Here is a 20,987-nt window from a genome sequence, read left to right as displayed (position 1 = left end):
GGTCAACCATTCAGAAATTGCGTATCAGATTGCGTCCCTTTAGAACTTATCTTTCCAAGCCCTCAAGCTAGCAAACACTTCGGCCCCAGAGCGGTTGTCGCGACCGTTCCGTTCGTCCGCTTTTTGTTTAACGGATGTTTCAGCGGTGCGCAAAAAGGGATTGGTGCGTTTTTCCAGGGCCAGATTGGATGGCTGCGTCATCTCGCCGCGGGCGCGCAGCTGGCGGACGTTTTCCACCCGTTCGGCGATATCGGTGTTGTGCGGTTCCACCGCCTGGGCAAACGCGAGGTTGCTTTGGGTGTATTCGTGGGTGCAGTACACCAGGGTGTCGGCAGGCAGCGCAGCCAGGCGTTCGAGCGAGGCGTGCATCTGTTGCGGGGTGCCTTCGAACAGGCGACCGCAACCGGCGGCGAACAGGGTGTCGCCACATAGCAACACACCGGGGTGATAGAACGCGATGTGCCCCAGGGTATGACCCGGCACGGCATACACGTCGAAATCCCAGCCCAGTACGTGGATACGATCGTTATCCTGCAGGGCGACGTCCCGCGCCGGGATATTTTCGTTGGCCGGCCCGTAGACCTTGGCCCCCGTTAGACTTTTGAGTCGCTCGACACCGCCCACGTGATCATGGTGGTGATGGGTGACCATAATGTCGCTGAGGGTCCATTCCGGATTCCGCTCGAGCCACGCCAGTACGGGCGCGGCATCGCCGGGGTCGACCACAGCGCAGCGGCGGGTCTGGGGTTCACGCAACAACCAGATGTAGTTATCCGTGAAGGCGGGCAGGGCACTGATCTGTATCATTCTTCGATTCGCCAAGCTGAACACATTGGTGCATCTTAGAACGTCTAGGCGAGTTGGAGAATGCAATGACTGATAAAGCGTTCGCCCAGGCCGATCCTGAATGGCTGGCCCTGATCAGCGCAGCCCGCGAGTGGCTGTCCGGGCCGATCGGGCAATTTTTGCTGGACGAGGAACGACGCATGCTCGAAGACGAGCTGGGCCGGTTCTTCGGTGGCTACCTGGTGCATTACGGCCCGTCGGCCCAGACGCCACCCGCCGCGCCCCAGGTGCAGCGCAACGTGCGGCTGGGTGCGCCGTTGCCGGGGGTGGAGATCGTGTGCGAGGAACAGGCGTGGCCGTTGAGCGAGCACGCCGCCGATGTGGTGGTGTTGCAGCATGGCCTGGATTTCTGCCTGTCGCCTCATGGCTTGTTGCGCGAAGCGGCGAGCAGTGTGCGCCCCGGTGGTCATCTGCTGATTATCGGCATCAACCCCTGGAGCAGTTGGGGCTTGCGCCATGTGTTCGCCCATGACGGCTTGCGCCAGGCGCGCTGCATCTCGCCGTCGCGGGTAGGCGACTGGTTGAACCTGCTGGGCTTCGCGCTGGAGAAACGTCGCTTCGGGTGCTATCGTCCGCCGCTTGCGTCGACCAAGTGGCAGGGCCGCCTGGCCGGCTGGGAACGCCGCGCGGGTGCCTGGCAGTTGTCCGGCGGCGGCTTCTATTTACTGGTGGCGCGCAAGATCGTGGTCGGGCTGCGGCCGGTACGCCAGGTGCTGCGCCAACCCATGGGCAAGCTGGTGCCGATGCCGATGGCCAAGGTCAATCGCAAGCAAAGCGAGACGTAGACTCCCCTTTTGATTTCAGGCCAGGTCTCTTGGCCTCGGGATACTGTCGGTCAATTACCGGCAGCCCGTTTTGATGGATGTAACCGATGACCGATAGCGTAGAACTCTTCACCGATGGCGCCTGCAAGGGCAATCCGGGCCCAGGCGGCTGGGGCGCGTTGCTGGTGTGCAAGGGCGTGGAGAAGGAGTTGTGGGGCGGCGAAGCCAATACCACCAACAACCGCATGGAGCTGATGGGCGCTATTCGCGGCCTGGAAGAGCTCAAGCGCCGTTGCAACGTGCTGCTGGTCACCGACTCGCAATACGTGATGAAAGGCATCAATGAGTGGATGGTCAACTGGAAGAAACGTGGCTGGAAGACTGCGGCCAAGGAACCGGTGAAAAATGCCGACCTGTGGCAATTGCTCGACGAGCAATGCAATCGCCACGACATCACTTGGAAATGGGTGCGCGGGCACATCGGCCACCCAGGTAACGAGCGCGCCGACCAACTGGCCAACCGTGGCGTGGACGAAGTGCGTGGCTACAAGCAGAGCTGATCCCGACTGACGTGTTAATATCGCGCCCCTGGAAATACACCACACCGTTGAGAGCTGAACCCTGATGGCCATCCGATCTGTTGTACTCGATACCGAAACCACCGGCATGCCGGTGACCGACGGCCACCGGATCATTGAAATCGGCTGTGTCGAACTCATGGGTCGGCGCCTCACCGGTCGTCACTTCCACGTCTACCTGCAACCGGACCGCGACAGTGACGAAGGCGCCATCGGCGTCCACGGTATCACCGACGAATTCCTCAAGGGCAAGCCGCGCTTCGCCGAAGTGGCCGACGAGTTCTTCGAGTTCATCAACGGCGCCCAGTTGATCATCCATAACGCGGCGTTCGACATCGGCTTCATCAACAACGAATTCGCCCTGATGGGGCAGACCGATCGCGCGGACATTTCCCAGCACTGCACGATCCTCGACACCTTGATGATGGCCAGGGAACGTCACCCCGGCCAGCGCAACAGCCTTGATGCATTGTGCAAGCGTTATGGGGTCGACAACTCCGGTCGTGAACTCCACGGCGCCTTGCTCGACTCCGAGATTCTCGCCGACGTTTACCTGACCATGACCGGCGGGCAGACCAGCCTGTCCCTGGCCGGTAACGCTTCCGACGGTGCCGGTTCGGCAGAAGGTTCGGGCAACCGCCCTTCGGAGATCCGTCGCCTACCGGCGGATCGCAAGCCGACCCCCATCATCCGCGCCAGCGAGCAGGACCTGGCCGAACATGCAGCGCGACTGGAAGCGATTGCCAAGTCCGCCGGTGCGCCGGCGTTGTGGACCCAACTGACCCAGCAATAGCCCAGGCTGAATGCGCTCAAAATCTTCATTCGCCACAACCGCTCACAGCTTCTACCCTGAGTGCATAGCCCTCAGGACGCCGAGCCCTCATGTACAAAGACCTGAAGTTCCCCATCCTGATCGTGCACCGCGACATCAAGGCCGACACCGTCGCCGGTGACCGGGTCCGAGGCATCGCCCAGGAACTGGAACAAGATGGCTTCAGTATCTTCTGTGCAGTGGACTATGCCGAAGGCCGGCTGGTGGCCTCCACCCATCATGGCCTGGCATGCATGCTGATCGCCGCAGAAGGCGCCGGCGAAAATACCCACTTGCTGCAAAACATGGTCGAACTGATCCGCCTGGCGCGGGTGAGGGCGCCGAACCTGCCGATCTTTGCTCTGGGCGAGCAAGTCACCCTGGAAAACGCGCCGGCCGATGCCATGAGCGAACTCAACCAGTTGCGCGGCATCCTTTACTTGTTCGAAGACACTGTGGCGTTTCTCGCCCGCCAAGTGGCCCGGGCGGCCCGCACTTACCTGGACGGCCTGTTGCCGCCGTTCTTCAAAGCCCTGGTGCAGCACACTGCCGACTCCAATTATTCCTGGCACACCCCCGGCCACGGCGGCGGCGTGGCCTACCGTAAAAGCCCGGTGGGGCAGGCGTTTCATCAGTTCTTCGGGGAAAACACCCTGCGCTCTGACCTGTCGGTCTCGGTACCTGAACTGGGTTCGCTGCTGGACCACACCGGCCCCTTGGCCGAAGCCGAAGCCCGTGCCGCGCGTAACTTTGGCGCCGACCATACCTTCTTTGTGATCAATGGCACGTCCACCGCCAACAAGATCGTCTGGCACTCGATGGTGGGGCGCGATGACCTGGTGCTAGTGGACCGCAACTGCCACAAGTCGGTGCTGCACTCGATCATCATGACTGGCGCCATCCCCCTATACCTGTGCCCGGAGCGCAACGAACTGGGGATCATCGGCCCGATTCCCCTGAGCGAGTTCAGCCCCGAGTCGATCCGCGCCAAGATCGACGCCAGCCCGCTGACCCGTGGCCGGCCGCCAAAAGTGAAGCTGGCAGTGGTCACCAACTCAACCTATGACGGCCTGTGCTACAACGCCGAACTCATCAAGCAGCAACTGGGCAACAGTGTCGAGGTGCTGCACTTTGACGAAGCCTGGTACGCCTATGCGGCGTTCCACGAGTTCTTCGCCGGGCGATACGGCATGGGCACCTCGCGAACCCCGGACAGCCCGCTGGTGTTCACCACCCATTCCACCCACAAGCTGCTGGCGGCCTTCAGCCAGGCCTCGATGATTCATGTGCAGGACGGTGGCGCCCGCCAACTGGACCGTGACCGCTTCAACGAAGCGTTCATGATGCATATCTCCACCTCGCCGCAATACAGCATCATCGCTTCGCTGGACGTGGCTTCGGCGATGATGGAAGGCCCGGCCGGGCGCTCGCTGCTGCAGGAAATGTTCGATGAGGCCTTGAGCTTTCGTCGTGCCTTGGCCAACCTGCGCCAGCACATTGCCGCCGAAGACTGGTGGTTCTCCATCTGGCAACCGCCTTCGGTGGCTGGCATCGACCGGGTCGCCACGGCTGACTGGCTGCTGCAACCGCAGGATGACTGGCACGGTTTTGGTGACGTAGCCGACGACTATGTGCTGTTGGACCCGATCAAAGTGACGTTGGTCATGCCTGGCCTCAATGCCGGCGGCGCCTTGAGCGAGCGTGGGATTCCCGCAGCAGTGGTGAGTAAATTCCTTTGGGAACGTGGGCTGGTGGTGGAGAAGACCGGGCTGTACTCCTTCCTCGTCCTGTTTTCCATGGGAATCACCAAAGGCAAATGGAGTACCTTGCTCACCGAGTTACTGGAGTTCAAGCGCAGCTACGACGCCAATATCAGCCTGGCCAGTTGCCTGCCATCGGTATTCGCCCAAGGTCCGCAGCGCTACCAGGGCCTGGGTTTACGCGACCTGTGCGATCAATTGCATAGCTGTTACCGTAGCAACGCCACCGCCAAACACCTCAAGCGGATGTACACGGTTTTGCCGCACATCGCGATGAAGCCTGCCGACGCCTACGATCAGTTGGTCAGGGGTGAAGTGGAGGCCGTTTCCATCGACGCCTTGCCAGGGCGCATCGCAGCCGTGATGCTGGTGCCTTATCCGCCCGGTATTCCGCTGATCATGCCGGGCGAGCGCTTTACCGAATCGACGCGATCGATCATCGATTACCTGGCATTTGCCCGGACCTTCGATAGCAGTTTCCCCGGATTTGTCGCGGATGTTCATGGATTGCAACACGAAGACGACGGCAGTGGTCGTTGTTACACCGTCGACTGCATCAAGGAATAAGGATGTTTATGCAGCAAGCTGTGATGAACCCGAAGTATCCAGGGCTCAGTGTGCGAGTCGCCGACGAAGGCTTCGATGCCTACGTGTGGGGCAATGATTTCAGTTTTGAGGTCGGCGCCTATGGTGTGCCGGAAATGGGCAAGCGCGTCGACCAATGGCCGCTGGAACGCATCCTGCCGTACCGCAAATGCTATGGCATCGACCCTGAAGAGTTCGCCAGTTTTCGCGATGCAGCGGACAGCGCGATTTTCATGGCCTACCTGGACGATCGTCCGGTCGGGCATATCGTGGTCAGTACCAACTGGAACGGTTTTGCCCACGTCGACGAGCTGGCGGTGGCATTGCCCGCCCGCCGACACGGGGTGGCCAAGGCCTTGCTGGATGTGGCGCAGTTCTGGAGTCGCAAGAAAAACCTGCCGGGCATGATGCTGGAAACCCAGAACAACAACCTGGGGGCGTGCCGTCTGTATGAGCGTTGCGGCTATGTGATGGGCGGAATCGATCACCTGCGTTATCGCGGCATTGATCCGCAGACCCGTGAAGTGGCGATTTTCTGGTATCGGTTATTCAAGACCGAACTCGAGTCGATCTGACCCGCAGGCGCGAGTTTCTACATCAGTCCTTCGGCTTTCTGCGTGACGATTTCCAGCAACGCATTCAGTGCCGGTGAAGCGACGCCGCCCTTGAGCGTCAGCGCATACAGGCTGACCATCATCGGCGGCGACACCGGGCACGCATCCAGCCCGGCCTCGCGCGCGCCGGACGCGGTAAACGGGTCGACAATCGCCAAGCCTTCTCCGGCCTCCACCATGCTGCGCATCATCTGATAGGTCTGCACCCGCGTCTGCACCACCGGCAGTGGGCGCAGGGCCTGCAGCTTGGCGTCCAGCAGGCGGCTGAGCGGGTCTTGTCCTTCGAGCCCGATCATCGACTGGCCGGCCAGGTCCTGCAGCGTAATGTACTTCTGCTTGGGCTTGAGCCAGCCGTGGGGCGCCAGCAGTTGCAGTTTGCCCTGGGCCAGCACGCTGCTCTGGATTTGCGCGTGTTCAGGGTCATGCAGGCTCAGGCCGACATCCGCCTCATGCAGCAGCAGGCTCCTGACGATTTCCCGCGTCGGCTGGCTCGACAGGTTGCACGGTGTGTCCTGGAAGCGTCGGCGCAATACCGCGATGCTCTGTGGCAGCAGTTGATTGGCCAGGGGCGGGGTGCACAGCGCCCGCAGGGTCGGGGCGTGATGGTGTCTCAATCGGCTGGCCAGGCGTTGCACCGGTTCCAGCGCTTCGTACACATGGGCGATCTCGGCTTGCAGCTCCAGGGTCTCGCGCGTCGCTTGCAGGCGTCCGCGAACACTGGCAAACAGCATGAAGCCCAATTGCTGCTCGGCGTCCTTGAGGGCCGCCTCTACATCGCCCACGGGAAGTTGCAACCATTCGGCGGCCGTGCCGAGGTGTCCGGTCTGCAAGATGGCCTGAATCACTTCGATATGACGTAAACGCATCGCCGGAGTCTAGGGTCAGCAGGGCGGGGATTCAATGGCCGGGGAAAAAAGAGCTCGTGCGTTGATTCGCGGCAGACTAACGTGAGCCTTGCGCGCTGCTGCAACGAACGGGTCATATAACGAGCGTATCAATTGAGAGACACGGGGAGACTGACAATGCCTGGACGAACTGGCGCCGGCAACATGCATGACCAGCTAGGATTTACGCGGTGGGCGGTGCTGATGGTGATGGTCATCGTTGGCTTGCTGGCCCTGGCGGTGGGGCCGCGGCTGTTTGGTGATATCACCCTGAAGGAGATTGCCACGGCCAAGGCCCAGGTGGCCGAGCTGGGCAGCGCCGTCGAACGGTTTCATCAAGACATCGGCCGCTACCCGACGGATGAGGAAGGTTTGGACGTACTCGTCAAGCGGCCCGCCGCCGAAGCGAAATGGAAAGGGCCTTACGTCGATGAGAACCTGCTGAGCGATCCCTGGGGCATTGCCTACCAGTATCATTACCCGCCTACCCAGCCGCAGACCCCGTTCGACCTGTTTTCGTTCGGCAAGGATCGGACGTTGGGCGGTGTCGGCGATAACAAGGATATTGCCTACGGCGATCTCTGATTCATCTGGCATTACCCAAAGACCTGATTAGAATGGCTCCTCTGATCATCAACGACCAATGCCGGTTACCGGCACATACAACAAAAACAACAAAAACAGGTCCGGTCTCATATGTCTTTACCCTCGACAATCCTCGGGGTAACGGCCAAGCAACTGCTGGTCCTGGTGACCGTGGGCTGCTTGGCCGCTTATCTCTTGAGTGATCACGACGAAACCAGCGCGCAAGACCTCGCCATCGAGGCATTCATCCGTTCCCAGGAGCGGGTGGCCGAGCAGGTGGGCACGGTGGTGAGCATGACGCTGGTCAGGCAGATGGTGGCATACCCCGCTTACAACTCGCCGGGTTACAAACGTTTGATCTATGCGGTGGAGGGCGAGCGGGGGAGGTTGATGGTGATGCTCAAGCAGATGGATGGCGAGCAAGCACTTGAAGTGACGGAGATTCGCGGCCCGTGATCGCCCGGCCCAGTCAATGCCGTCATTGGCCAGGGCTGAGCAGGTACGTTCGGGGGATCAAGCTTATGAAGCGAGTGTGGTCTGCGATTCACGGACGATGATGGTGCCTGACTGAATCAGTTTGAATTCATCGCCCTCCAGCTTTTCTACGCGGTCGCCAATGGCCAGCTTGTAGGTGGTGGTAGGTGCCGAGCCAGCCAGGTCGCCTTGCGCCGGGTTGGATTCCTGGAACTCATGCACCGAATAGACACGCCCTTCAGCGTCTCTGGCATGGAACTGTCCGACTAGTACTGCTGCCATCTGTTTAGAACCTCTGGAGATAAACACTCGATTTGCGGTTCTGTAGACCGTCATAAACAGGGGTAGTTTACCTATGGAAAAAAAATACTATTCGCTGATGATTTTCAGACGCGTCCTACGCTTTGAGGTGCGGGACAAACGCTTGGAGGATTATCAAAACCTTCTGGTGAACACGCCGCGAAGGCTCTATAACTACAAGTTCCTTTAGTCAGACGTCGGGAAACCCTAATGAGCAAGGTCTACACGATTGCCGTCCTGGTTGGCAGCTTGAGAAAAGACTCGATCAACCGCAAGGTCGCGCAGGCATTGGCCGAACTGGCCCCTGCCAACCTGAAGTTGAATATTGTGGAAATCGGCGATTTGCCGCTCTACAACGAAGACATCGACGGTGCGGCACCGCCGGCAGCCTACAGTACTTTCCGTCAGCAGGTGAGTTCATCCGACGCGGTGCTGTTCGTGACCCCGGAATACAACCGTTCCGTGCCGGCCCCGTTGAAGAACGCGATTGACGTGGGTTCGCGCCCATATGGGCAGAGCGCCTGGAGCGGCAAGCCAGGGGCGATCATCAGCGTGTCGCCGGGTGCGATTGGCGGTTTTGGCGCCAACCATCACCTGCGCCAGTCCCTGGTGTTCCTCAATGTGCCGTGCATGCAGCAGCCGGAAGCCTACCTGGGTGGCGCGGGCAGTGCGTTCGACGAGTCCGGCAAGGTCTCGGAAAAAACCAAGCCGTTCCTGCAGGCCTTCATCACCGCCTACGGCCAATGGGTTGAAAAACAGTCAGCCTGATCCATGTGGGAGCCGGCAGGCCGGCTCCTATCGTGGGGTTATCGGAGCCAGTTGGTTCGCGCCAGTTCGATCACCTCATCGCCACGCCCGCTCATCACCGCCTTGAGCATATACAGGCTGAACCCCTTGGCCTGTTCCAGCTTGATGCTCGGCGGCATCACCAGTTCCTGGGTCGCTGTGACCACATCCACCAACACCGGGCCGTTATGGGCCAGGGCGCGGCGCAGGGCCGGTTCCAAGTCTTCGGACTGCTCCACGCGAATGCCTAGAATGCCCATGGCGTTGGACATGGCCGCGAAGTCCGGGTTTTTCAGCTCGGTGCCGGCCTCCAGGTAGCCCGCTGCCTTCATTTCCATGGCGACGAAACCCAGGGATGCGTTATCGAACACGATGACTTTGACTGGCAAGTTCAACTGCGCCAACGAAATGAAATCCCCCATCAACATGGTGAAACCACCGTCGCCGGACATCGAAATCACCTGCCTGTCAGGGAATGCCGCTTGCGCGCCGATGGCCTGGGGCATTGCGTTGGCCATGGAGCCGTGGTTGAACGAACCGATCAGGCGGCGCCGGCCATTCATCTTCAGGTAACGAGCGGCCCACACGGTCGGCGAGCCCACGTCGGCGGTGAAGATCGCATCGTCATCGGCCAGTTCACTGAGTAGGCGCGCTACGTATTGCGGATGGATCGGGCGGTTGGCCTTCGACGGTTGCGCCAGGTCATCCAGGCCTTGGCGGGCTTTTTCATAGTGTTTCAACGAGGTGTCCAGGAAGCTGCGATCGGTCTTGCGTGTCAGGCGTGGCAGCAGCGCGTCGATGGTTTCGCTGACATCGGCGGCGATACCCAGGTCCAGTGTGGCGCGCCGGCCCAGTGCCTGGGGGTTGCGATCGACCTGGATGATCTTCGCGTCAGTGGGATAGAACTGGCGGTACGGGAAGTCGGTGCCGAGCATGATCAATGTGTCGCAGTCGAGCATGGCGTGATAACCGGAACTGAAGCCGATTAGTCCGGTCATGCCCACATCGAACGGGTTGTCCCATTCCACATGCTCCTTGCCGCGCAGGGCGTGCACTACCGGCGCACCCAGGGCATCGGCGAGGGCGACCACTTGATCGTGGGCGCCGGCGCAGCCACTGCCGCACAGCAGGGTGACTTTCCGGCTGCCGTCGAGCATCTCGGTGAGACGCAGCAGGTCCTGTTCCGCCGGCAAGGTGCGCGGCGCGTGCAGGACCGGCCAGGGCTTGAGGGAGTCTTCGACCTCCAGCAGCGACACATCCCCTGGAATCACCACCACTGCCACGCCGCGATTGAGGATTGCCGAGCGCATGGCGCGGTGTAGCACCTGAGGCATCTGCTCGGGGTTGGTCACCAGTTCGATAAAGTGGCTGCACTCCTTGAACAACTCCTGGGGATGGGTTTCCTGGAAGTAGTTCAGGCCGATCTCGGACGATGGAATCTGTGCGGCAATCGCCAGCACCGGCACATGGTTGCGATGGCAGTCGAACAGCCCATTGATCAAATGCAGGTTGCCCGGCCCGCAACTGCCGGCGCACACCGTCAATTCTCCAGTGGCGGCGGCCTCGGCACCGGCGGCGAAGGCGGCCACCTCTTCGTGACGCACGTGCATCCATTCGATGCTGTCCATGGTGCGCAGGGCATCGGTGAGGCCGTTGAGGCTGTCGCCGGTCAGGCCCCAGATACGCTTGATGCCCGCCTGTTCAAGGGTGGTCGCCAATTGCTGGGCCAGGTTGATTTTCGCCATGAAGAACTCCAATCGTCAGTGAGGTTAAAAACTGCTGATCAATAGGGGACAGTTCGATCGCGGCGAATGCTCCGCCTTTAATGTGAAGATTGCGTCATGGTTGTGCGGTATTGCCGGGTGCGCCGAGCGATAAACCATTGGTCGCGCACCAGCGCCATGCAAGGGGCGACCTTGAGATTGGGCCGCTGGCCACGGCTCAGGCGGCGCATCTGGTCACGCACCACGGCCAGGGTGGCGAGGGCGGCCAGGGGTTTGCGCTGCCAGTTGATCGACTTGAGCTGTGGGTTGAGATCGCGGCCTTCGCGCCAGTGTTTGATCAGTTGCGGCTCCAGGGTCAGGGCGGTGGCGATACCGGCCATGGCGATGCCGCTGTCGAGTACCTGCTGCACGACCGGCAGGCGACGTATGCCACCGGTGACCATCACCGGCATGTTGGCGATGGCGGCCACTTCGCCGGCAAATTCGAGGAAGTACGCTTCACGGGCCAGGGTGCGGCCATCCCGCGCGTCGCCCTGCATGGCTGGCGCTTCGTAGCTGCCACCGGACAATTCCAGCAGGTCGATCGGCAAGGGGTTGAGCATTTCGATCACGGCGCGCGCATCGGCCTCTTCAAAGCCGCCGCGCTGGAAGTCCGCCGAGTTGAGCTTTACCGCCACGCAAAAGGATGGACTGACGCTGGCGCGCACGGCGTTGATCACTTCCAGCAGTAGGCGCGCGCGATTCTCCAGCGAGCCGCCCCAACGGTCGGTGCGCTGGTTGCTGAGCGGGGAGAGGAACTGGCTGAGCAAGTAACCATGGGCTCCATGGATTTGCACCCCGGTGAACCCGGCTTTTTCGGCCAGGCGCGCACTGGTGGCGAAGCGCTTGATCACATCTTGGATGTCGTCCTCGGTCATTGCCTTGGGCTTGGCGAACATCTTTGAAAAGCCACCCAGGTCGAGGGCCACCGCAGAAGGCGCCAAGGCCTGCTGGCGCAGGTTGGCTGGGGTCTGGCGCCCCGGATGACTCAGTTGCAGCCAAAACTGCACGCCCTTGTCCCGCGCCACATCGGCCCATTCGCGAAAGCTGTCGAGCTGCTGCTCGTCTTCCAGGGCGACGCCGCCGGGGCCGGTCATGGCGCGGCGGTCGATCATCACGTTGCCGCTGAGCAGCAGGCCGGGCTCTCCGTCCGCCCAGGCCTTGTACAGCCGCTTCAATTCGCGGGACGGCGCTTGTTGGGCATCCGCCATATTCTCTTCCATCGCGGCCTTGGCGATGCGGTTGGAAAGAATCTGGCCGTTGGGCAGTTGCAGGGGTTCGAAGGGTGACATGGTTGACTCCTGAGCGGGGGAGGCCTCAGGCTAAGCTTAAAGTTAACTTTAATGTCAAGCAGGGCGTGGCGATGAATATTGGTGAGCTGGCAAAACAGAGTGGGCTGGCGGCGTCGCGTATTCGGTTTTATGAAGCCGAAGGGTTGATCAGTCAGGTGGGGAGGCAGGCCAATGGCTATCGGCGCTATGCGCCGGAGGCCTTGCAGGCACTGCAATTGATCCAGAGCGCACAACAGGCCGGGTTCACCTTGCAGGAACTCAAGGCGTTGATGCCGGCTCCAGGGGAGCACAAGCGTGACGAGTTGATCGAGGCGCTGGAGCGCAAGGTGGCGCAGATCGAAGGCATGCAGGCTCAATTGGCCCACAGCAAGGCGCAGTTGCTCGGGGTGATCGAAGCCGTGCGGGCGCAGCCGGAAGGCGTGCCGTGCGTCATGGGGCAGAAGCAGGTGTTAGGGGTAATCCAGGCACCAAAACGGTAGGAGCGAGCTTGCTCGCGAAGAACCTGAGAGCGCCGCGCATCATTGAGGATGCCCGCGTCATCGTTGACGTTCTTCGCGGGCAAGCCCGCTCCTACGGGTTATTGGCGGCGACGGAACAGCGGCAGCGGTTCATCCGTTGCCGCCTGGTACGTTACCGAGAAGTCCTTGAGGCTTTGCAGCGCTTCGTAGGGGTCTTTGTCGGCGCGCAAGGCGAAGGCATCGAAGCCGCAACGGTGCAGGTAGAACAGTTGGTCGCGCAGCACATCGCCAATCGCCCGCAGTTCGCCTTTGTAACCGTAGCGGTCACGCAGCAAGCGCGCATTGGAGTAGTTGCGACCGTCGGTGAAGGCCGGAAAGTTCAGGGCGATGACCTGGAAGTGCTGCACATCGTCGCCAATCTCTTCGGCTTCTTCATCGGCGTCCAGCCACACGCCCAAGCCGCCATCGCGGGCCTTGAGCGCATGACCATGCTCGCGCCACAGGGCCAGCGGCACGATCAGGTCGTCACAGTTGGAGATACCGTCGAAGGTCGCGTCCTTGGGCAACAGGTGCCAGGTTTCGTCGACGACTTCGTTGTTCTTAATAATTCGCTGCATAGACGCGCTCCTTGAACAGGTCAATGCCGATGCGCTGGTAGGTGTCGATGAAACGCTCATCTTCGGTGCGCTGTTCGATGTACACATCGATCAGTTTGCCGATCACCTCGGGCATGGCTTCCTGGGCGAAGGACGGGCCGAGGATCTTGCCCAGGCTCGCATCGCGGCTGGCGCTGCCACCCAGGGACACTTGATAGAATTCTTCGCCTTTCTTGTCCACGCCCAGGATGCCGATGTGGCCGACGTGGTGGTGACCACAGGCGTTCATGCAACCGGAAATGTTCAGGTCCAGCTCGCCGATGTCGAACAGGTAGTCCAGGTCGTCGAAACGGCGCTGGATCGATTCGGCGATCGGGATCGACTTGGCGTTGGCCAGGGAGCAGAAGTCGCCGCCCGGGCAGCAGATGATGTCGGTCAACAGGCCGATGTTCGGCGTGGCGAAACCACCTTCGCGCAGTTCGCCCCACAGGGTGAACAGTTGGCTCTGTTCAACGTCCGCGAGGATGATGTTCTGCTCGTGGGAGGTGCGCAGTTGGCCGAAGCTGTAGCGCTCGGCCAGGTCGGCCACGGCGTCCAGCTGCTTGTCGGTGATATCGCCGGGGGCGACACCGGTAGGCTTGAGCGACAGGGTCACGGCGACATAGCCCGGCTTTTTGTGCGCCAGGGTGTTGCGCGTGCGCCAGCGGGCGAAGCCTGGGTGCTGCTGGTCGAGCGCGGCGAGTTCGGCGTCCTGATTGCTCAGGGCCTTGTACTGCGGGTCGACGAAGTGCTTGGCCACGCGGTGGACTTCGGCTTCGGTCAGGGTGGTCTGGCCGCCGCGCAGGTGTTCCATCTCGGCGTCGACCTTCTGGGCGAACACCTCGGGAGTCAGCGCTTTGACCAGGATCTTGATCCGGGCCTTGTACTTGTTGTCGCGACGACCATAGCGGTTGTAGACCCGCAGGATGGCATCGAGGTAGCTCAGCAGGTCCTGCCACGGCAGGAACTCATTGATAAAGGCCCCGACCACCGGGGTACGGCCCAGGCCGCCACCCACCAGGACACGGAAACCCAGCTCGCCGGCCGCGTTGTACACCGGCTCCAGGCCGATATCGTGCACTTCGATCGCGGCACGGTCCGAGGTCGAGCCATTGATGGCGATCTTGAACTTGCGCGGCAGGTAGGCGAATTCGGGGTGGAAGGTGGTCCACTGGCGGACGATTTCGCACCAGGGGCGTGGGTCGATCAGCTCGTCGGCGGCCACGCCGGCGAATTGGTCGGTGGTCACGTTGCGCAGGCAGTTACCGCTGGTCTGAATGGCGTGCATCTGCACGGTCGCCAGTTCAGCCAGGATGTCCGGCACATCTTCCAGGGCCGGCCAGTTGAACTGCACGTTCTGGCGGGTACTGATGTGGGCATAGCCTTTGTCGTAGTCGCGGGCAATCTTGGCCATCATGCGCGTCTGGCGCGAAGTCAGCTGGCCATAAGGCACGGCCACCCGCAGCATCGGCGCAAAGCGCTGGACATAAAGGCCATTTTGCAGGCGCAGAGGGCGGAACTCTTCTTCGCTCAGTTCACCTGCTAGGTAGCGTCGGGTCTGATCACGGAACTGCTTGACGCGGTCCTCGATGATGCGCTGATCGTATTCGTCGTATACGTACATATAGGTCCTGTTCTCGGCAAATCTGCGCGCACGGCCGCGCACTCCCAACGGAGCCGGCGCACGATACCAGTTTGCGTTTATGCGCAAAAGTGATGTTTGAGTATATGCAAAGAACCAAATCGACTAATGAGATCGATTATCGGCTTACCCACATTTGTCATGCGGGCAATTCTCAACTTTACTGTGATCGTGTTTGAGTGCAATCACCTATAAAACCGACAAGAGGCGATGCAATGAGCAACTCGACGAAAGCCCGTAAACCCGACAGTAGCGTGGACGCCTGGGCCATTCTGTTCCTGATCATCCTGGTGGTGGGAACAGCCGTATTTTGGGTCAGTCACCAGTAAACGATGTGGATTGAGCCTCGATTCACTGCCGCATTGCCACTATGATGGCTGCCTCTTTTCAAGGCTCAAGCAACGATGTTGAAGGTTTTGATCACGTGTGTGTGTTTGCTGGGATCGACGTATGGGGTGATGGCTCATGCGACGTCGGTGGTGTTTCTCAATCCCGGCCTATCGAATGAAACCTACTGGGTCAGCTACTCGCAATTCATGCAGGCCGCGGCCAAGGACCTCGGCCTGGATTTGCGCGTGCGTTATGCCGAGCGCGATTCCCACACCACATTGGTCCAAGCCCGAGAGGAACTGCAAGGCCGCGAGCGGCCGGATTATCTGGTGCTGGTCAATGAGCAGTATGTCGCCCCGCAGATTCTGCGCATTGCCCAGGGCAGTGGCGTCAAATTATTGGTGGTGAACAACGCGCTGACCGCCGACCAGATGCAATTGTTGGGCTCCCGCACGGGCATCGATCTGATCGGCAGCCTGGTCGCCGACGACGAGCAGGCTGGCTACTTGATGCTCAAGGACATGTTGCGCCAGCATGGTCGTGTTGCGCCCGGTGAATCCCTTGACCTGTTGGCATTTTCCGGCATCAAGACCACTCCCGTTGCCCTGTTGCGAGAGCAGGGCATGCACCGGGCGTTGGCGGAACACCCCGAGGTGCGCCTGCGTCAGGTGGTCTATGGGGAGTGGAGCCGCGAGCGCGCTTTCGAGCAAGCGACGCAGCTGTTCAAGCGTTATCCGCAGACGGCGCTGGTGTGGTCGGCCAACGATCAGATGGCGTTGGGTGCCATGCAGGCGTTTCAGGACAGCGGGCGTGTGCCCGGCAAGGACGCGTTGTTCAGTGCGATCAACAGCTCTCCGGAGATCTTGCAGGCGCGCCTGGACGGGCGGTTGTCGTCCCTGGTCGCCGGGCACTTCACCGTGGGCGGATGGGCGATGGTGCTGATCCACGATGATGCCAATGGCGTGGACATCGGCGCTCATGGCGGGCGCGACCGCCAGGAGGCGCTATTTCAACTGATCGATGCCGCCCAGGCGCGTCGCTTGCTGGGGCCCATGCCGACGGTAAATTTCCGCGCACTGTCGGCCCTGGGCAAGCCTGAGTCCTATCGTTACCCCTTCAGCATGCGCTTGCTGCTGCACTAGACGCCGGCCAGGTGCAGCACCAGCTTGACGATGCCGAACAAGGTCAATGCGAATACCGCGGTGAACAGAATGCCCAGCACCACAAAGTGGCTGGGCTTGCCGTGGGTGAAGTCGCGGGCGCGATTCTTGCCGCTTTGTACGCCAAAGGCGGCGGCCATGACGCTGTGGAGCATCTGCCAGAACGTTGGCGGCTTGTTGTCTGGTTCTTCCATGGAACCCTCCCTGAGCAGGCGTGAATCGATGGATGGATACCCAGAGGATAGTCAAGGTCTCGCCGTCTGCAGGCGGCATAGGTAGTTACCGCCGTCGATCCTGCTCCCCATGATGTTCTGTCGCTCTTTTTTCAAGGAGCGACGCCATGACTGAGTTACCCGCAACGAGCGGCGCTCGGCGCGCCATTGGCCTGCATACGGCCTTCATCCAGCGCCGTGTTCCCGACTGACTGCACCGATCGGCTGCGTCGCTGCCAGCGTGGCCGCCAGTCATGCGCTGGCGCAGAGTCTCAAAGGCTTGCAGGGTATTACCGAATTCGCGCAGCCGCTGCTTGAACAGGCCATGCAGGAACGGTTCGGCACGGAGTTCGATGAGGTGTCCTTGCAGGAGACCAGCGCAATCGCGCCGGCGGGGGCGTTGTTGCACCCAGGCTCCAGGCGTCCACATGGGCCGACAGGTTGGTGCCGGTCAAATTGCCCAACGGTCAGGCGCGCTTGTGGCAAGCGGATATCGAGCCTTATCGCAGCGATATCCAGCTTGATCCTGTCCGGTCGCCCAATGCCTTGGGTCAATACGAAATCGATGGCAGGACCTATAGTTCCCGGCATTCGACGGCGCCCATGCGGCGGCAATGACCGCCATGGGCCTGGAGCACACGGCCGAAAGCCAGCAACTGGCACTGCGGCTCTCCACCACCGAGTTGGCGCAGAATCAGTTGTCGTAACCCAGGTTGGGCGCCAGCCAGCGTTCGGTCACGGCCAGGTCCTGGCCTTTGCGCGCGGTGTAGCTGGCGACCTGGTCCTTGTCGACCTTGCCCACGGCGAAGTACTGCGCCTGCGGGTGGGCGAAGTACCAGCCGCTGACCGCCGCCGCCGGGAACATCGCGTAGTGCTCGGTAAGGAACACACCGCTGCGGCCGGCGTGCATCTCGCGGGCCTCGGGGTCGAGCAGTTGGAACAGTTGGGCCTTCTCGGTGTGATCCGGGCAGGCCGGGTAGCCGGGGGCAGGGCGGATGCCGCTGTATTGCTCCTTGATCAGCGCGTCGTTGTCCAGTTGCTCGTCCTTGGCGTAGCCCCAGTAGTCTTTGCGCACTTGCTGGTGCAGCCACTCGGCGCAGGCTTCGGCCAGGCGGTCGGCCAGGGCCTTGACCATGATCGAGTTGTAGTCGTCGCCCGCGTCCTGGTAGGCCTTGGCCACTTCCTCGGCACCGATGCCGGCGGTGGTGATAAATCCTCCCACATAGTCGGTCACGCCGCTGGCCTTGGGAGCGACGAAGTCGGCCAGGGAGAAGTTCGGCTTGCCATCGGTCTTGATGATCTGCTGGCGCAGGTGATGCAGGGTCGTCAACGGTTTGCCGTCGTCACCATAGACTTCCAGGTCGTCGTCGTTCACCTGATTGGCGGGCCAGAAACCGAACACCGCGCGGGCGCTGATGAGTTTTTCGTCGATCAGTTTCTTGAGCATTTCCCGGGCATCGGCGTACAGCGCGGTGGCGGCTTCACCGACCACTTCATCGGTGAGGATGCGCGGGAACTTGCCGGCCAGGTCCCAGGACACAAAGAACGGCGTCCAGTCGATGTACTCGGCCAGGACGTTGAGGTCGATATTGTCCAGCACCTTGGCGCCGGTGAAGGTCGGTTTGACCGGCGTGTAGGTGCTCCAGTCGAACTGCGGCTTCTTGGCGATCGCCGCCGGGTAGCTCAGGCGCTCGGTGCGCGCGCTGCGGTTGGCGGTGCGCTCGCGGACTTCGATGTATTCCAGGCGGGTCTTCTCGACGAAACCGGCTTTCAGCTCCTTGGACAGCAACTGCGTGGCCACACCCACGGCGCGGGAGGCGTCGGTGACGTAGATCACCGCATCGTTGCTGTACTTGGGCTCGATCTTCACCGCCGTGTGGGCCTTGGAGGTGGTCGCGCCGCCGATCATCAGCGGCAGGTGGAAGTCCTGGCGCTGCATCTCACGGGCGACGTGGACCATCTCGTCCAGGGATGGGGTGATCAGGCCGGACAGGCCGATGATGTCGCACTTCTGCTCCTTGGCCACCTGCAGGATCTTCTCCGCCGGCACCATCACGCCCAGGTCGACGATGTCATAGCCGTTGCAGCCGAGCACCACGCCAACGATGTTCTTGCCGATGTCATGCACATCGCCCTTGACCGTGGCCATCAGGATCTTGCCCTTGGCTTCCGGCTTGTCGCCTTTTTCCAGCTCGATGAACGGGATCAAGTGGGCCACGGCCTGCTTCATCACGCGGGCGGACTTCACCACTTGGGGCAGGAACATTTTGCCGGCGCCGAACAGGTCGCCGACGATGTTCATGCCGGACATCAACGGGCCTTCGATCACTTCGATCGGGCGCGCGAACGACTGGCGGGACTCTTCGGTGTCTTCGACGATGTGGGTGGTGATGCCCTTGACCAGCGCATGCTCCAGGCGTTTGTTGACCGGCCAGCCGCGCCATTCTTCGGTCTCGGCTTCCTTGATGCTGCCATCGCCCTTGTATTTGTCGGCAATGGCGAGGAGGGCGTCGGTGCCGTCCGGGGTGCGGTTGAGCACCACGTCTTCCACCGCGTCGCGCAGCTCGGCCGGGATCTGGTCGTAGATCTCCAGCTGGCCGGCGTTGACGATACCCATGGTCAGGCCGTTGCGGATCGCATGCAGCAGGAACACCGAGTGGATCGCCTCGCGCACCGGGTTGTTGCCGCGGAACGAGAACGACACGTTGGAAACGCCGCCGGACGTCAGCGCATACGGCAGCTCGTCGCGGATATAGGCGCAGGCGTTGATGAAATCGACGGCATAGTTGTTGTGCTCTTCGATACCGGTGGCGACCGCGAAGATGTTCGGGTCGAAGATGATGTCTTCCGGCGGGAAGCCGACTTCATTGACCAGGATGTCGTAGGAGCGTTTGCAGATTTCTTTCTTGCGCGCTTCGGTGTCGGCCTGGCCGTCTTCGTCGAAGGCCATCACCACCACGGCGGCGCCATAGCGTTTGCACAGTTTGGCGTGATGGATGAACTGCTCGACGCCTTCCTTCATGCTGATGGAGTTGACGATGCCCTTGCCCTGGATGCACTTGAGGCCGGCTTCGATGACTTCCCACTTGGAGGAGTCGATCATGATCGGTACGCGGGAGATGTCCGGTTCGCCGGCAATCAGATTGAGGAAGGTCACCATGGCCTTCTTCGAATCGAGCATGCCTTCGTCCATGTTGATGTCGATCACCTGGGCGCCGGCTTCCACCTGCTGCAGGGCCACTTCCAGGGCTTCGGTGTAGTTGTCTTCACGGATCAGTCGGGCGAAGCGCGCGGAGCCGGTGATGTTGGTGCGTTCGCCGACGTTGACGAACAACGACTGGCGATCGATGGTGAACGGCTCCAGGCCTGACAGGCGGCAGGCCTTGGGAATGTCCGGGATCTGGCGCGGCGCATAACCGGCCACGGCCTTGGCGATGGCTTCGATATGCCCCGGCGTGGTGCCGCAGCAACCGCCGACAATGTTCAGGAAGCCGCTCTGGGCGAATTCTTCGATGACCCTGGCGGTTTGCGCCGGCAGTTCGTCGTACTCGCCGAATTCGTTGGGCAGGCCGGCGTTGGGGTGCGCCGACACATAGGTGTTGGCCTTGTTCGACAACTCTTCCAGGTACGGACGCAGCTCGCTGGCGCCCAGAGCGCAGTTCAGGCCCACGGAAATCGGCTTGGCGTGGCTGACGGAGTTCCAGAACGCTTCGGTGGTCTGGCCCGACAGCGTGCGGCCGGAGGCGTCGGTGATGGTGCCGGAGATCATGATCGGCAGTTCGAAGCCCTGTTCTTCGAACACGCCCTGCACGGCAAAGATCGCGGCCTTGGCATTGAGGGTGTCGAAGATGGTTTCGATGAGGATCATGTCCGCACCGCCTTCGATCAGGCCTTTGGTGGCCTCGGTGTAGTTCTCCACCAGTTCATCGAAGGTCACGTTGCGGTAGCCAGGGTTGTTCACGTCGGGCGACAGCGAGCAGGTGCGGCTGGTCGGGCCGAGCACGCCGGCGACGAAGCGCGGCTTGTCCGGAGTCTCGAGGGTCTTGGCGTCGGCGACCTTACGGGCGACGCGGGCGCCTTCCACGTTCAACTCATAGGTGAGCGCTTCCATGCCGTAGTCGGCCTGGGACACACGAGTGGCGTTGAAGGTGTTGGTCTCGAGGATGTCGGCGCCGGCGTCCAGGTAGGCTTTCTCGATGGAGGCGATCACATCCGGGCGGCTGAGCAGCAACAGGTCGTTGTTGCCCTTGACGTCGCTTGGCCAGTCGGCGAAGCGTTTGCCACGATAGTCTTGTTCCTCCAGCTTATAGCTTTGGATCATAGTGCCCATGCCACCATCGAGGATCAGGATACGTTCCTTGAGGGCTTGGTGAAGGGCTTGCAGACGAGCGCTACGATCGGACATGGGACTACTCTGTTCAGGCATTACGGAGGGCGTGGATCATAGCAAACCTGTGTGGATTTGCAGCATGCCAGGCTTTTGCATGAATATCGCTCATGTTGGCGTG

At 61.2% G+C, this 20,987-nt stretch carries 19 protein-coding genes; 10 read left to right on the top strand and 9 right to left on the bottom strand.

Features of this window, described 5'->3' with window-relative positions; genetic code table 11:
• Positions 1-39 precede the first annotated feature (39 nt).
• Positions 40-807, bottom strand: a complete 768-nt coding sequence (gene gloB / locus BLR63_RS09405) for a hydroxyacylglutathione hydrolase (protein WP_083365944.1) — start codon at positions 805-807, stop codon at positions 40-42.
• 65 nt (positions 808-872) lie between these two features.
• On the opposite strand from gloB, the gene BLR63_RS09400 reads away from it, so the two are divergent.
• The 5 genes from BLR63_RS09400 (at position 873) to BLR63_RS09380 (ending at position 5,919) form a co-directional block, all read left to right on the top strand.
• The gene (locus BLR63_RS09400; protein WP_010564770.1) at positions 873-1,631 is read left to right on the top strand and encodes a class I SAM-dependent methyltransferase; all 759 of its coding nucleotides are present in this window, start codon (positions 873-875) and stop codon (positions 1,629-1,631) included.
• An 86-nt stretch (positions 1,632-1,717) separates the two neighbouring features.
• Positions 1,718-2,170, top strand: coding sequence for a ribonuclease HI (gene rnhA, locus BLR63_RS09395; RefSeq protein ID WP_003173571.1), 453 nt, complete (start codon positions 1,718-1,720; stop codon positions 2,168-2,170).
• Positions 2,171-2,240: 70 nt separating this feature from the next.
• Entirely contained in the window at positions 2,241-2,981 is a 741-nt protein-coding gene (gene dnaQ, locus BLR63_RS09390; RefSeq protein ID WP_162830764.1) for a DNA polymerase III subunit epsilon, read from the top strand.
• A gap of 89 nt (positions 2,982-3,070) precedes the next feature.
• Positions 3,071-5,326, top strand: a complete 2,256-nt coding sequence (locus tag BLR63_RS09385) for an Orn/Lys/Arg family decarboxylase (RefSeq protein ID WP_010564768.1) — start codon at positions 3,071-3,073, stop codon at positions 5,324-5,326.
• Between the two features lie 23 nt (positions 5,327-5,349).
• Entirely contained in the window at positions 5,350-5,919 is a 570-nt protein-coding gene (locus BLR63_RS09380) for a GNAT family N-acetyltransferase (RefSeq protein ID WP_042946790.1), read from the top strand.
• A gap of 17 nt (positions 5,920-5,936) precedes the next feature.
• Here the strand turns inward: BLR63_RS09380 and BLR63_RS09375 are convergent, their stop codons facing one another.
• Positions 5,937-6,824, bottom strand: coding sequence for a LysR family transcriptional regulator (locus BLR63_RS09375; protein ID WP_010564766.1), 888 nt, complete (start codon positions 6,822-6,824; stop codon positions 5,937-5,939).
• Positions 6,825-6,980: 156 nt separating this feature from the next.
• On the opposite strand from BLR63_RS09375, the gene gspG reads away from it, so the two are divergent.
• Entirely contained in the window at positions 6,981-7,427 is a 447-nt protein-coding gene (gene gspG / locus BLR63_RS09370; protein WP_042946781.1) for a type II secretion system major pseudopilin GspG, read from the top strand.
• A gap of 111 nt (positions 7,428-7,538) precedes the next feature.
• Positions 7,539-7,883: a hypothetical protein gene (locus tag BLR63_RS09365; protein ID WP_010564764.1), complete on the top strand. Its 345-nt coding sequence runs from the start codon at positions 7,539-7,541 to the stop codon at positions 7,881-7,883.
• 63 nt (positions 7,884-7,946) lie between these two features.
• On the opposite strand, the gene BLR63_RS09360 is transcribed toward BLR63_RS09365, so the two are convergent.
• Entirely contained in the window at positions 7,947-8,183 is a 237-nt protein-coding gene (locus BLR63_RS09360) for a hypothetical protein (RefSeq protein WP_027606489.1), read from the bottom strand.
• Between the two features lie 228 nt (positions 8,184-8,411).
• On the opposite strand from BLR63_RS09360, the gene BLR63_RS09355 reads away from it, so the two are divergent.
• The gene (locus tag BLR63_RS09355) at positions 8,412-8,969 is read left to right on the top strand and encodes an NADPH-dependent FMN reductase (protein ID WP_010564762.1); all 558 of its coding nucleotides are present in this window, start codon (positions 8,412-8,414) and stop codon (positions 8,967-8,969) included.
• 38 nt (positions 8,970-9,007) lie between these two features.
• Here the strand turns inward: BLR63_RS09355 and poxB are convergent, their stop codons facing one another.
• Positions 9,008-10,732 carry a ubiquinone-dependent pyruvate dehydrogenase gene (gene poxB, locus BLR63_RS09350; RefSeq protein WP_010564761.1) on the bottom strand — a complete coding sequence of 575 codons (1,725 nt, stop codon included), beginning with the start codon at positions 10,730-10,732 and terminating at the stop codon, positions 9,008-9,010.
• 77 nt (positions 10,733-10,809) lie between these two features.
• A complete protein-coding gene (locus BLR63_RS09345) occupies positions 10,810-12,042 on the bottom strand; it encodes an NADH:flavin oxidoreductase/NADH oxidase family protein (protein WP_010564760.1) in 1,233 nt (410 codons plus the stop codon).
• Between the two features lie 71 nt (positions 12,043-12,113).
• On the opposite strand from BLR63_RS09345, the gene BLR63_RS09340 reads away from it, so the two are divergent.
• Positions 12,114-12,521: a MerR family transcriptional regulator gene (locus tag BLR63_RS09340; RefSeq protein ID WP_010564759.1), complete on the top strand. Its 408-nt coding sequence runs from the start codon at positions 12,114-12,116 to the stop codon at positions 12,519-12,521.
• 98 nt (positions 12,522-12,619) lie between these two features.
• On the opposite strand, the gene BLR63_RS09335 is transcribed toward BLR63_RS09340, so the two are convergent.
• A complete protein-coding gene (locus BLR63_RS09335; RefSeq protein WP_010564758.1) occupies positions 12,620-13,117 on the bottom strand; it encodes a DUF934 domain-containing protein in 498 nt (165 codons plus the stop codon).
• The gene (locus BLR63_RS09330) at positions 13,101-14,759 is read right to left on the bottom strand and encodes a nitrite/sulfite reductase (protein ID WP_010564757.1); all 1,659 of its coding nucleotides are present in this window, start codon (positions 14,757-14,759) and stop codon (positions 13,101-13,103) included. The genes BLR63_RS09335 and BLR63_RS09330 overlap by 17 nt, the downstream gene beginning before the upstream one ends.
• 422 nt (positions 14,760-15,181) lie before the next feature.
• Here BLR63_RS09330 and BLR63_RS09325 point away from each other — a divergent pair, with 422 nt between their 5' ends.
• Entirely contained in the window at positions 15,182-16,249 is a 1,068-nt protein-coding gene (locus tag BLR63_RS09325; RefSeq protein ID WP_042946780.1) for an ABC transporter substrate-binding protein, read from the top strand.
• Here the strand turns inward: BLR63_RS09325 and BLR63_RS09320 are convergent.
• Together BLR63_RS09320 and metH are read right to left on the bottom strand one after the other, a co-directional pair.
• On the bottom strand, positions 16,246-16,461 hold the full coding sequence (locus BLR63_RS09320) for a DUF2970 domain-containing protein (protein WP_010564754.1): 216 nt from the start codon (positions 16,459-16,461) through the stop codon (positions 16,246-16,248). The two genes, BLR63_RS09325 and BLR63_RS09320, sit on opposite strands and share 4 nt — an antisense overlap.
• A gap of 712 nt (positions 16,462-17,173) precedes the next feature.
• Entirely contained in the window at positions 17,174-20,884 is a 3,711-nt protein-coding gene (metH, locus tag BLR63_RS09315; RefSeq protein ID WP_010564753.1) for a methionine synthase, read from the bottom strand.
• Between the last annotated feature and the right edge of the window lie 103 nt (positions 20,885-20,987).

Origin of the sequence: Pseudomonas extremaustralis (assembly GCF_900102035.1) — a bacterium.
GTDB classification, from domain to species: Bacteria; Pseudomonadota; Gammaproteobacteria; order Pseudomonadales; family Pseudomonadaceae; genus Aquipseudomonas; species Aquipseudomonas extremaustralis.
This window is presented reverse-complemented; position numbering and strand designations above follow the sequence as displayed.